Annotated in this window: 9 protein-coding genes; 6 read left to right on the forward strand and 3 right to left on the reverse strand. The window is 64.1% G+C overall.

Annotated elements, in window-relative coordinates:
• Window positions 1–79 precede the first annotated feature (79 nt).
• Window positions 80–1,276 carry an MFS transporter gene (locus tag DAES_RS03365; protein ID WP_013513625.1) on the reverse strand — a complete coding sequence of 399 codons (1,197 nt, stop codon included), beginning with the start codon at window positions 1,274–1,276 and terminating at the stop codon, window positions 80–82.
• A gap of 217 nt (window positions 1,277–1,493) precedes the next feature.
• Here DAES_RS03365 and DAES_RS03370 point away from each other — a divergent pair, with 217 nt between their 5' ends.
• Together DAES_RS03370 and DAES_RS03375 are read left to right on the forward strand one after the other, a co-directional pair.
• Window positions 1,494–1,952, forward strand: a complete 459-nt coding sequence (locus DAES_RS03370; protein WP_013513626.1) for a chemotaxis protein CheX — start codon at window positions 1,494–1,496, stop codon at window positions 1,950–1,952.
• A gap of 32 nt (window positions 1,953–1,984) precedes the next feature.
• Complete coding sequence (locus DAES_RS03375; protein ID WP_013513627.1) at window positions 1,985–3,571, forward strand: HEAT repeat domain-containing protein; 1,587 nt, start codon at window positions 1,985–1,987, stop codon at window positions 3,569–3,571.
• Between the two features lie 96 nt (window positions 3,572–3,667).
• Here the strand turns inward: DAES_RS03375 and DAES_RS03380 are convergent, their stop codons facing one another.
• Window positions 3,668–4,558 (reverse strand): alpha/beta fold hydrolase, encoded by an 891-nt coding sequence (locus tag DAES_RS03380; RefSeq protein ID WP_013513628.1) that lies wholly within the window; start codon window positions 4,556–4,558, stop codon window positions 3,668–3,670.
• Window positions 4,559–4,663: 105 nt separating this feature from the next.
• Here DAES_RS03380 and DAES_RS03385 point away from each other — a divergent pair, with 105 nt between their 5' ends.
• The 3 genes from DAES_RS03385 to DAES_RS03395 all read left to right on the forward strand — a co-directional run bounded on the left by DAES_RS03385 (window position 4,664) and on the right by DAES_RS03395 (window position 9,620).
• Window positions 4,664–5,695, forward strand: a complete 1,032-nt coding sequence (locus DAES_RS03385; protein WP_013513629.1) for a DUF1786 domain-containing protein — start codon at window positions 4,664–4,666, stop codon at window positions 5,693–5,695.
• Window positions 5,696–6,017: 322 nt separating this feature from the next.
• Entirely contained in the window at window positions 6,018–8,093 is a 2,076-nt protein-coding gene (locus DAES_RS03390; RefSeq protein WP_013513630.1) for an AsmA family protein, read from the forward strand.
• A 135-nt stretch (window positions 8,094–8,228) separates the two neighbouring features.
• Window positions 8,229–9,620 carry an esterase-like activity of phytase family protein gene (locus DAES_RS03395; protein ID WP_013513631.1) on the forward strand — a complete coding sequence of 464 codons (1,392 nt, stop codon included), beginning with the start codon at window positions 8,229–8,231 and terminating at the stop codon, window positions 9,618–9,620.
• 76 nt (window positions 9,621–9,696) lie between these two features.
• On the opposite strand, the gene DAES_RS03400 is transcribed toward DAES_RS03395, so the two are convergent.
• Window positions 9,697–10,455 (reverse strand): dimethylarginine dimethylaminohydrolase family protein, encoded by a 759-nt coding sequence (locus DAES_RS03400; protein WP_013513632.1) that lies wholly within the window; start codon window positions 10,453–10,455, stop codon window positions 9,697–9,699.
• A 202-nt stretch (window positions 10,456–10,657) separates the two neighbouring features.
• On the opposite strand from DAES_RS03400, the gene DAES_RS16865 reads away from it, so the two are divergent.
• Window positions 10,658–12,991, forward strand: coding sequence for a GAF domain-containing protein (locus DAES_RS16865; protein ID WP_083808623.1), 2,334 nt, complete (start codon window positions 10,658–10,660; stop codon window positions 12,989–12,991).
• Window positions 12,992–13,065: the final 74 nt, after the last annotated feature.

Raw genomic sequence — 13,065 nt, forward strand, 5'->3', positions numbered from 1 at the left:
CCGGGTGGAGTACCGGCTTGGCCGATTTGGCGCAAGGGGCCAGACGCAAGGGGCCAGATGCAAGGGGCAGCGGGTGTGTCTAGTCGTCGCGCCCGGCGGTGCCTGCGGGCAGCAGACGCAGCATGGGCATGGCCGCCAGCAGGGCGCAGCCGAGGATCATGAATCCGTGGTCAAAGCGTCCGGCATCGCCCATGGCCCCGAGAAAGATGGGCGCAACGCCGATGCCGATGACGGCGTTGATCGGCCCCATGAGGGCCAGGGCCACGGTGCGGTGTTCTGGGGGAAAGACCGTGGATACCAGGGTGAATCCGGGCGCGAACATGAACACCGAGCACATGGGCTGGAGCAGGACCACGACCATCAGTGGCGTGTCTGAAGTCAGGCCAAGGGCGATCAGGGCGCTTCCGGTCAGGAGCAGGAAGAGGAATATGGCGGGCCTGGCTCCCCATCGGTCGGTGATCCAGCCCGCCACAAAGGGGGCGAAGCAGGCCAGCACTCTGGACACGGACAGGAGTTTGTTGGCGGCCTCGCGGGTGTAGCCGTGGGCATCGGCCAGATAGAGCGGGAGCATGGAGTATGGGCCGACGGACGCACAGACGCCCAGGCAGAAGAAGAGCACGAGCACCCAGAATATGGGCCGCCTGACGATCTGCATGACCACGGGCGGACCGGGCACGGTGCCTGGGAACTCGCCGCCCCTGCCCGATCGCAGGAACCACAGGCCCAGACAGAGCTGCACCGCGCCGAGCAGATGGAGGGAGGCCCGCCAGTCGAAGCAGAGCAGCACGGCCTCGGCCAGGATCGGGGCCGTCACAAAGGCGAGATTGGGGGCCAGTTCGTGCACGGCCATGGACTTGCCCCAGTCCTCCTTGCGGATAAGGGAGAAAATGGTGGCGATGCCCGAGGGCAGGTAGAAGCCCGCAGCCACGCCCATGGTGAAGAGGGCGGCCAGCAGCCCTGCGTAGTCCCTGGCCAGGGGGGTGGCCAAGGCACACGCGCCCACGAGCAGGGACGAGATGCCCACGGTCCGCCGGTGGTTGACGGCCCTGGAGAGGAAGCCGCTCAGGAGCAGCCCCAGGGCGTTGCCCGCGCCAAGGGCCATGAAGAGCACGCCCGCCCCGGTGTGGGCAAAGCCGAGGTCGGCCTGGATCACTGGCATGATCGGCGCGAGGACGACACGGGAGAGAAAGTTGAAGAAAAAGATGGCCGTCACGAAGATCACTCCGGGGAGGGCGACGCGAAAAGGGGTGCGGGTGTCGAGTGCGCGTGACTTCATAGGTGCCTTCCCGTGTATGGCTCATCCATTTTCCCGGCAAGGCCTTTCTGGAAAGCGTCTTATTTTCAATATACACGGCTTGACCCGTCCTCCCGAAGCCGATACCTATTTCCCATACTTGGCCGTGCCAGCGCGCACGCCCTGAATACGAAATTAAGAGACACTATTCAGCCCGGCAGCCTTTTTGGCGCGGGGTTTGAGTTCAAGGAGAGAAGTCATGGATGTCGAACTTGCAAAGCCCTTCATCAAAGCAGCGGTCGATGTCTTGTCAACCATGGCTTTCGTCAAGCCGCAGGTGGGCAGGCCTTACGTCAAGAAGAACAATGTTGCCGCGGGCGACGTGTCTGGACTTGTCGGCATCACCGGCGAGCGCAACGGCAGCGTGTCGCTCTCCTTTTCCAGGGGGTGCGCGGTGGCCATCGTCAAGAACATGCTGGGTGAGGAAATCGACGACATCATGCAGGATGTCAGGGACGCAGTGGGCGAACTGACCAACATGATCTCCGGGCAGGCCCGAGCCGGGCTGGCAGAGCGCGGCTACGTGTTCCAGGGGTCAACCCCCACGGTCATCATGGGGGACGGGCACACCATCTCGCATATGGCCAAGACGCCGATCATGGCCATCCCCTTCACCACGCCTGACGGCCACTTCACCATCGAATTCTGCTTCGAGTAGGCACCAGCCCACCTCAACCGTTGGAGAGAAGCATGGCGACGCTAGACGATTTCAGGAGCAAGGAATTTCTGGATCAGATCATGGTCCTCAACGAGATATCCGGCGACAAGGATGCCGAGAACCTGCCCGGCCTGATCGACCTTCTCAAGAACCCCGTGGGCGACACCTCCATCGACTACATGGTGGTCAACGCCCTCAATGCGGTCCTGTCCAGCAACGAGGACATGGTCATCAAGGGATTGTCCGACACGCACGCCGGGCTGCGCACCCTGTGCATCCGGGTGGCCGGCGAGCACGGATTCAGGCGCGCCGCCGAGCCGCTCGTGGCCATAGCCGGGACCGAGAAGGACCCGGACCAGCTCATGGACATCCTCAACTCCCTGGCGCGCATCGCCGATCCTTCGGTCACGCCCGTGTTCCGTGCGCACCTCGGCCACGATGACCCGTTCATCAAGTCCGCCTGCATCGAGGCGCTGGGCAGGCTCCAGGACGCCGGGTCCGTGGACAGCTTCAAGGCCATGATCATCGAGAGCGAGGCCCCGGACCGGTATGAAGTTTGCGACATCACCACCTGGAAGGCGGTGGAGGCGTTGTCTTCCTTTTCCGGCGAGGAGACCATCGGATTCCTGGTCGAGAAGCTTCACCACAAGAACCCCACGGTGCGCCGCATCATCACCGACGCGCTCACGAACATGGGCAAGCCGACCGTATCCCTGCTGCTCAAGGCGTTCGAGAGCGGCGATATCGACATGCGCATCCTGGCCGCCAACGTCCTTGGTTTTGTGGGCGACCGCTCCGGCGCGGACGGACTGGTGGCCGCCTTTGACAAGGGGCAGGCGGACGACCCCAATGTCCGTTACGCCGTGTACGAGGCCCTTGGGCGCATCGGGACCATGAAGGGCATCATTTGTCTGGTGGACGGGCTCCACGAACCCGACGAACTCCTCCTCATGGCCGTGGTCGGCGGGCTGGAGCGGCATGTCAATCCGGGCATGACCGCCGCCCTGACCGGGCTGATCGCCAAGGGTGATGATCAGAGCGACCGGCTGGCCAAGGCGGTCATCGCCACCAGGGCCACCACCATTTTTGACGCCCTGTACGAGAACGCGGGCGCGGGCGACGCCCTGGTCGACGTCCTGGCCGAATCCAGGGATCAGGAGATCATCGACGAGTTCCGCGCCGTGCTGGACAGTATCGGCGGAAGCCGCGCCGAGGACGACCTGGACAGACTGCCGCAGGTGGCCGCAGGCGGCAGGCAGGCTCTGGCCGCGGACGACTCCCGCTCCATGTGCGCCATGCACCGCGCCATTCTGACGGATCTCGGATTCGAGCCGTTCATGGCTTCCAACGGCGAGGAGGCCTACGACTTCATAGAGCAGGGCAAGGACTTCGAGGTCATCATCACCGACATGAACATGCCGGTCATGGACGGCATGGAGCTGGTGGGCAAGGTGCGCCACACCCCCGGCTACGAGGAGGTGCCCATCATCATGGTCACCACAGAGTCCGAGGCGTCGCAGCAGGATATGGCCCGCAAGGCGGGCGTCACTGCCTTTATCACCAAGCCGTTCAAGCCCGAAGCCCTCAAGGCCAAGATTTTGGAGGTGGTGGGCGGCTGATTTCGTCCGCCGCAGTAGCGGCACCCCAGCCCAGACTACCGGGAAACCGGGCGCAGAGGAGTATCCCCTGCGCCCGGTTTTTCTGTTGTCGTCCTCTTAGCGGCCTTGACGGCTGGGCGGGCGCGGTGCATCGCGCACGGCGGATTTGAGGAAGTCCGTCACCTGGGCCGTCACCTCGCGCGAATAGAGCATGAAGACATGGCTCATGGGCGCGACCAGACGCTCGTCCCAGCCGGGACGGCCCGTGCGCAGGCAGGAGGCGGGGAACACGAAATCGTCCACCGGCGAGATCAGGGCCAGCCGGGGGCAGTCCGGGTCGGGCACCGCTGCCACTGTCGCGGGTATGCCGTGTTGGGCGATGGTCCGGCCAGGGATGAGGCCGCGGGCCATGCCACCCATGCCCAGACGGGCCAGTTCCGACCCGTGGTGAGGCGTGCCCAGGGTGATCAGGGCCGCCACCCGGCCAGCGAACCGGGGGTCGCCAGCCGCCGCGCGGCAGACCAGCCCGCCCAGGCTGTGGCCCACCAGGATCGCCCGCGCGCCGGGCCGGGGGCCGAGCAGTCGGTCCAGGGTTTGGCACAGGGAATCCGTTGCCGTGTCGAAATCCCCGGTAAAGGTGTTGTATTGAAAGGTGTGCAGGTCGGTGAACCCGGCCCGGGCCAGCCAGCGGGCAAAGAGCACCCAGGCCGAGCGGTTGTGATACAGGCCGTGCACCAGCACCACGGGCAGCAGGCCCGGCTCGCGCTCCCGGCGCGGGAGCCAGGCCAGCGGATACGCGGCCAGGGCCATGATCCCGGAGACCACGGACGTTCCAAGCCCGGCCAGCAGTGGACGCGCCAGTCCGCCCCGGTCGTCATGGGCCTGGGCCAGCAGCCCGGCCCGACTGTTGGACACGAGAAAGGCCGTGTAGCGCACCAGGGACAGGGCGATCACGATTATCACGGCGATCACGCCGATCACCAGCAGGGTCCATGCAACAGATGTCATGGGCGCATGGTACAGGGCGCGCGTCCTGTCCGCAACCGCATCCCGCCCTTGCCTGCATCACGGGAGCAAGGTACTCTCCGAGCCTGAAACCAAAGGAGATTCCTCGTGGCGAAAACCACCCTGTGCATCGATATCGGCAGCGGCACCCAGGACGTGCTGCTCCACTCGTCCGGCATCGAGGTCGAGAACTGCCCCAAGTTCGTGCTCCCGGCCCCGGCCCTGCAGATAGGGCGGCGCATCGAGGGGCTGCGCCTCCAGGGCCGGAACATCTGGCTTTACGGCAGCAACATGGGCGGCGGGGTGAGCCGGTTTGTCCGCGCCCATCAGCAGGCCGGGCTGGCCGTGGCCGCCACCCGGAGCGCGGCCTATACCATGGCCGATGATCTGGTCAGGCTGGAGGCGTCCGGCATCCGGCTTGTGGAGACCTGCCCGGACGGATACGAGCCGGTGCGGCTCACGGATTTCGACGAGGCGTGGTGGCGGCGGTTCTTCGAGGCGGCGGAGCTGCCCTGGCCCGACGCGGTGGCGGCCTGCGCCCAGGATCACGGGTTCCACCCCGGCCAGTCCAACCGCATGGGCCGTTTTGCCCTCTGGCAGAGCCTGCTCACGGACGGTGGGGGCCGCCCCGAAGCCCTGGTCTGGGATACCCCTCCCGCCATGCTCACCCGGCTGGCGGACCTGAGCCGCGACATTGGCGGCGGGCCGGTGGCCGACACCGGGGCAGCCGCCGTGCTCGGCGCGCTCTACGTGGACGAGATCGAGCGGCGCAGCCGCGAGACCGGCATCACCCTGGTCAACATCGGCAACTCCCATCTTATCGCCTTCCTGCTCTTCGATGGCCGCATCCACGGGGTGTACGAGCAGCACACCGGCTGTGTGGACGGCTCCAAGCTCTGGAGCGACCTGGAAAAATTCCGCTGCGGTTGCCTGACCTTCGAGCAGGTGTTCGAGGACAAGGGACACGGCTGCCTGACGCTGGACCTGCCTGCCGGGGGTGACGGATTCGGCCCCACCTATGTCCTGGGGCCGCGCCGCAGGCTTTTGTCCGGGTATGATGTCGCGTTCCCGGCCCCTGGCGGCGACATGATGCTGGCCGGGTGCTTTGGCCTGATCAAGGGATTGTCCCTGCGCGGCTGATATGCGTCAGGTATCGAAACACTGTGACAAACATTCCTTTGTCGCTAGCAGGCCATTGAAAAAGTATTTTCGCAGGCTGTTCAAAAATGTTCGAGTGCAAGGCGCGAAAAAAGGTCAAGGCCGAAGCGTACTTCCAGTACGTGAGGATTTGACCTTTTTGAAGCAACGCAGCAATCGAACGTTTTTCAACAGCCTGCTAGGCATGGCGGTCGTGGCGTGGTAGGCTGCCTATTGAATTCCATAAGGGCCTTCGGGAAGTGGGCATGATCAAACCTCGCCCCCGGCGGCATCATTTCGTCAACATTCTGCCAAGGAGCGCATAATGAACAAATATCTGAAGATCGGCCTCATCGTTTTCGGTTCGCTGGTCGCCCTGTTCGTGGCCGCGGCGATCATCCTCGTGGCCACGGTGGACCCCAACGAATACAAGGCCGAGATCGCCCAGGCGGTCAAGGAGAACACTGGCCGCGAGCTGGTGTTCGAGGGCGACATCGGGTTCAGCTTCTTCCCGTGGCTGGGCCTTGAGGTCGGCCCTGTGGCGCTGGGCAACCGGCCCGGCTTCTCGCCCGACGCCATGATCCGCATCAACCGGGCCGAGGCGTCCGTCCAGATCATGCCACTCTTCTCGGGCAAGGTCGCCATCGGCGTCATCGCCCTTGACGGGTTCACGGCCAACCTCGCGGTGGACAAGCAGGGCGTCAACAACTGGGACGACCTGACCGCCGCAGGCAAGAACGCTGACAAGAACGGCGGGGCTACTGCCGCGCCGGAGGCGCAGCCCGCTGCGGACGGTTCCGGGCAGTCTGTCAAGGATCTCTCGGTGCTCGGCATCGAGATCACCAACGCCAGCCTTGTCTATGACGACGCCATGGCCGGGAAGAAAACAGCCCTGGCCAATCTCGACCTCGTGGTGGGCGAGGTGGGCGACAAGCGTCCCTTCCCCTTTGAGCTGGCCTTTGATCTGGTCATGGACGCGCCGAAGATCAACACCCGGCCCCGGCTCGCGGGCACGGCCACCTACGACATCGACGCCGCCACCCTGGATATCAGTGGGCTGACCCTCGACGCGCTGGGCATGGAGATCACCGGCCTGTTTTTTGCCAAGGCCAAGGACGGGGTCAGCTATTCCGGCGAGATCGACCTGGCCCGGACCAGCCCGCGCGAGCTGATGAAGCAACTGGGCATGGAGTCGCCCGTCACTGCCGACCCGGCTGTGCTTGAGGCCCTGGACGCCGCCATCAAGTTCAACGGCACGGCGGATTCCGCCTCCCTCGAATCCCTGCGCCTGAAGCTGGACGACACCACAGTCACCGGCACAGGCACGGTCAGGAACTTTGCCAAGCCCGCCATCGAGTTCGCCATCAACGTGGACGACATCGACGCGGATCGCTACATGCCCCCGGCCTCAGGCGGCCAAGGGAGCGAGGCCAAGGCCGGACCCGCTGCCGCGGGCTCGGCTGAACCGGCCACCGAGCCTGACCTCTCGGCCCTGCGCGACCTGGATCTGAGCGGGCGCATCACCGTGGGCAAGGCCAAGGCCATGAACCTGCGCGTGGCCGAAATCCTTTGCCAGATCCTGGCCAAAAACGGCGTGCTCACGGTCAAGCCGTTCACGGCCAAGCTCTACGACGGCACCCTGAACGCCGTGAGCGTGCTCGACGCCAGGAGCACCCCGGCCATATGGCGGGAGCAGGCCACGGTCTCCGGCGTTCAGGCCGGCCCGCTGCTCATGGACCTGACCGGCAAGGATCAGGTGCTCGGCGCGGCAGTGGTCAAATACGATGTGACCGGCGCGGGCCTGACGCCCGAGGCCATCAAGCGGACTCTTTCCGGCACGGCCTCCTTTGCCTTCACCGACGGCGCCGTCAACGGGATCAACGTGGCCAAGATGCTGCGCGACGCCTTCAACACCATCAAGGGCAGGCCGACATCGGGCGACGAACCCATGCGCACCGACTTTGCCGAGATGCTCGGCAGCGCGGTCATCACCAACGGCCACATCGTCAACGAGGACCTGCTCATGAAGTCGCCCCTGCTGCGCGTCACGGGCAAGGGCTGGGCCGACCTGCCCCGCGACAGCGTGGACTATCTGGCCACGGTCACGGTGGTGGGCACCCTCAAGGGCCAGGACGGCGCGTCCATCGAGGAGTTGAGCGGCATGCCCCTGCCCATCCGGGCCAAGGGCAGTCTGGCCGATCCGTCCATCAGCCTGGACATGAAGGCCCTGGCCGAGGCGCTGCTCAAGGACTCCTTCAAGGAAGGAACCAAGGGCATCGAGGACACCCTGCGCAAGTCCATCCTCGGCGGCGGCAAGACCACAGAAGGCGCAACCGACGGCACCGCCACCGAGCCTGAGAAGAAGAAGTCCCCTGGCGACCTGCTCAAGAAGCTCTTCTAGTAATCCGGGATCGCATGAACAGGGGGAGCCCCCTGTTCATGCGTCGTCCCCGGATGTTCACCGCTTCTTGACCGTATTGACACACCACCTCAGAGGGTACCTCCTATTACAGGAAAAAATCACAGGAGGCCCTCCATGCTGCGTTTCATTTCACTGCTCATGCTCATATTCGCCACCGTCGCCTCCCAGGCGCTGGCTGCGGAAATCATCGTCGAACAATACGACATTGAGATTCCGAAAGCGTTTAACGTCCCCTATCACGGGCTCTATGCCGACGCCTTTCCCGATGGCTTTTCCATCGGCATAGGCTCGGGCCTGTGCTATGTGGGCCGGGACAAGGATGGCGCGCGCGTCTTCTACGCCATAGGCGACCGCGGCCCCAACGCCGATGCCCCCAAGTACCTCAAGGGACAGGGCAAGTCCGAAGCCGCCAAGATGTTCCCCGCCCCGAGCTACACGCCGTCCTACGGTGCCATCCGTGTGGCTGACGGCAAGGCCGTGCTGGCCAGCCTGATCGACCTGAAGAACGAGAAGGGTGCGCTTATCTCGGGCCGCCCCATCCCGCTAGGCGCCGTGGGCTCCACGGGCGAGACGCCCCTTGACGACGCTCTGGGCGTGCTCGATTTCGATCCCGACGGCCTGGACACCGAAGGTGTGGACATAGACCGCCAGAACCCGCGCAATCTCTGGATATGCGACGAGTACGGCCCGTTCATCGCCAAGATTGACGGCTATACTGGTCGGATCATCAAGAAATACACGCCGGGAAAGGAACTGCCCATGATCGCGGCCACCCGTCAGGCCAACCGGGGCTTCGAGGGCATTGCGGTGACTCCGTCCAACAAGGTCCTGACGGCTATTCAGTCCGTGTGCGACGTGGATGGCAAGATCAAGGAATCGAAGGCCACGTTCATCCGACTGCTGCTCCTTGATCCCGAAACCGGGACAGTGAAGCAGTACGCCTACCCGCATAACCGCGACGACTACAAGAAATCCGGCGATGCCATGATCGGCGACCTTGCCACCATCTCCGAGACAAGATTCCTGCTCATCGAGCGCGGCAAAAGCGCCGACGGCAAAACCCGCATTCCCTTCTACGTCATCGACCTCGCTGACGCCACGGACATCTCCGGCGTCAAGACCGCTGACGGCAAGGAACTCGAAACCCTGGCCGACCGGGCTGCTGTCGAGGCCCTTGGCGTCCGCTATGCCACAAAGACCAAAATCATGGACATCACGGATCTGGGCTGGAAACCGGGCAAGGCCGAAGGCTGCGCAATCCTGCCTGACATGCGGACCATTGCCGTGACCTCGGACAACGATTTCGGCTTCACGTTCAAAGTGGTCAATCCGGCCACCAACGACGCGGGTGAGGTGGTGGACAAGGTCGGAGACTACACCACCGACGGCACCGGCCAGATTTATTACAAGGGCAATGCCGTGGACACCAAGATCGAGTTGGAACCCACGGGCACGGCCTCCAAGCTCTGGCTTTTCACCCTGGACAAACGGCTGGACACCTACTAGCCAGCGTACGAACGCGCAAATGAAAAGGCCACCCGCCGGTGCGGGTGGCCTTTTTGTTTGACCTCGGCATCTGCGCCTAGAACCGGAGCGAAAGACAGGTCAGCCCGCCGTCGAGCTTGCGGAATTCGGACATGTCCAGCTCAATGGTGGGTCTGCCCAGCCCCTTGATTGCAGCCAGGGTCCGGGGGAATCCGGCGGGCACGATGACCGTGCCGTTGATGAACAGGCAGTTGCGGGCGTATGCCTCGTTCTCGTCCACCACGATGCGTCGGAACCGGGCCAGCTCAGGCGCGGTCTCGAAAAAGGGCGACACGAGCAGGGTGTTGTCGCCGATGAAGCTGACATCGGTCTTGAAATGCAGGGTCTCGCCCATCTCCATGGCGTGCCACGTGGAGCCGTGCCGGGCCAGGGTGTTGCCCAGAGCCTTGGCCCCGGCCATGTTGGTGCGCTCGGACAGGCCGATGAAGAAGGTGTCGTCCACCTGGAGCACATCGCCGCCCTCGAACAGAGCGGGCGGCCTGACGCGGACCACGGGCCTGAACCGGGCCAGCACTGGCTCGATGGATGTCTCCTCACCCTGGCGCGAAGGCGCGCCCAGAGGGGCCAGGGCCGCCACATGGTCGCAGACCACGGCGGTGTCCTCGACAAAGCAGCAGTCCGGATACCCCGGCTCGGCGTCGAGCACGGTCACGTCGAGGCCGAGGACAGCCAGGGTCAGGCAATACGCCTTGTGCTGGGCCAGGGCCAAGTGGTAATCCGGGGTTCCAAGGTCGGCGGTGGTGATGCCGTTGGCCATCTCTGCGGACGGGCGGCGGGTGATGGCGTGCGTGAACATGGGGCTTGATACTGCAATTTCTGGCGGCGGGGAACCCCCTATTTTGTCCTGACGGGCGGCGGGCGGGCAAAGGGTGAAACACCGGGAAAGAGGGGCGACCGGGGAATTTGCTGGCCCCTTGTACCGTCCTGGGGTAGGGTTATCCTCTACGCGGCAACCCTCTTCCTGATATTATAATGGCTTGCAGGCGGATAGACAGGATATGGGATACGCTATGCGGCATGTTTTCCTGATCGCTCTTGCTTTTCTTGCGGTCATCGCATCCCCGGCCCAGGCCGGGGCCGGGCTGCCCGACGCGTTGCAGAGCCACAGCGCCATGGTCCTGCTCGTCGACCCGGCGGACGGGCTCATCGTGGACGCCAACGACGCGGCAGCGGCTTTTTACGGATATGGCCTGGAGCAATTGCGCACCATGCGCATCCAGGAGATCAACCAGCTCGCTCCTGAGGAGGTGGCTGCCGAGTTCCGGCGTGCCAGGGAGGAGCAGCGCAACTACTTCGTCTTCCCGCATCGGCTTGCCAGCGGAGCCGTGCGTACTGTGGAGGTCCACAGCTCGCCCTTTGTCGATGCTTCGGGCCAGACCTTGCTGCTCTCCATCATCCACGACGCCACCGGGAAAATGCTCCTGGAAAAGGAACTGCTGCGGTACCAGACCCGCATGGAGGAACTGGTGGCCCTGCGGACCGATGCGCTGCTCAAGGAGCGCTCGCAGAAGCAGTGGATAGCCCTTGGAGCCGGGGGAGTGCTGGTGATTTCCCTGGCCCTGGTCGTGATCGCGCTGATGTTGCGCCGCTCCAGGGATCAGCTGGCGCTCAACGGCGAGCGTCAGGAATTGCTGCTCGATCTGGACAAGATGGTCAACGCCTCGCAGCAGGAACTGCTGGATTTTGCCCTGGAGGCCTCCCTCAAGGCGGCCCAAAGCCGCATCGCCTTTGTCGGGCTGCTTGATGACGACGAGTCGGGCATGGCCTTGCATGCCTGGTCCAAAGACGTCCTGATCGGGTGCGGGGTCCAGGATACGCTGATCCATTTTCCCATTGTCCAGGCCGGCCTCTGGGGCGACTGCGTCCGGCACCGGCGTCCGTTTTTCGTCAACGATTACACGGTGGATCACCCCGGCAGGAAAGGATGCCCGACAGGGCATGTGCCCATCATCCGGATGCTGGCCGTGCCGGTCTTCTACAAGGAGCGTATCGTGGCCGTGGTCACGGTGGCCAACAAGGAGGGCGACTACACCGGGTCGGATTCGCAGGCCCTGACGGTGCTGTTGCAGCGGGTGTGGTCGCGTCTGCTCCGCAACCGGGACAAGGACTCCCTGCTGGCGGCCAACCGGGAGATCGAGCTGCTGCTGGGGGCCATTCCCAGCATGCTTGTGCGCATCAGTCCCGACAAGGCGGTGGTGCGCTGGAACGAGACGGCCAATGCCCTGTTCGGTGTGGAAGCCTCCAGAGTCCTGGGCAGGCCCCTTGGCGTGTGTCCGCTTTCGTGGCAGTGGCCTGTGGTGGAGGAGGCCATCGAGGCATGCATCCTGGCGGGCGAACCCGTGTCAGTCCCTGATCTGCGCTTTGTCAACGCCGAGGGCAAGCCAGGAGTGCTTGAACTGATCGTGAGCGCCATCCGCAGCGATGACGACAGGCTGGTGGGCGTTCTTATTCAGGGGCGCGATGTGACCCGGCTGCGCCAGATGGAAAGCCAGCTGCTCCAGGCCCAGAAGCTGGAGGCCATAGGCCAGCTGGCCGCGGGCATCGCCCACGAGATCAACACGCCGGCCCAGTTCGTGGGCGACAATGTCCAGTTTCTCCGGCAGGCCTTCGAGGACCTGCAACCCGTGCTGAACCTCTTCGGCGAGCTGCTGGCCGCCGCTGGGGCAGGCCGGGTCCCCGGGCCGCTGCTTGAGCGGGCGCGGGCCATGGCCGAGGACCTGGACATGGACTTCCTGCGCAAGGAGCTGCCCCTGTCCATAGAACATATCCAGGAGGGCATAGGGCGGATCAGCAACGTGGTCCGGTCCATGAAGGAATACGCGCATCCCGGCGGCAGGGAGAAATTGCTGACCGACCTCAACAGGATGCTGGAGAACACCCTGGTGGTGGCCCGCAGCGAGTACAAGTATGTGGCCGATCTGGAGATGGACCTTGATCCCGACCTGCCCCAGGTCATCTGCCTGACCGACGACATCAAGCAGGCCTTTCTCAATGTGGTCATCAACGCCACCCACGCCATTCAGGAGAAGATCGGCTCCAATCCGCAGGAGCGTGGCCGCATCCGCATCAGCACGGCCCAATCCGGCGATCATGTGGAGATCCGCATCAGCGATACCGGAACCGGCATCCCCGAATCCATCCGTTCGCGCGTGTTCGACCCGTTTTTCACCACCAAGCCCGTGGGCAAGGGCACGGGCCAGGGGCTGAGCATCGTCTATTCCACCATCGTGGACAAGCACGCGGGCACGATCACTTTTGAAACCGAAGAAGGCAAGGGCACAACCTTCATTATCCGTTTGCCCGTGGAAAAAGACACCGCCTTTCATCCCTGATCAGGGGAATCCTCTTGAACGGCTGCCACATTGAAGGCCCATGACCGGCCATCGGCCCTGCCTGAAAACGAGAA

Source organism: Pseudodesulfovibrio aespoeensis Aspo-2 (assembly GCF_000176915.2).
Classification (GTDB): Bacteria; Desulfobacterota; Desulfovibrionia; order Desulfovibrionales; family Desulfovibrionaceae; genus Pseudodesulfovibrio; species Pseudodesulfovibrio aespoeensis.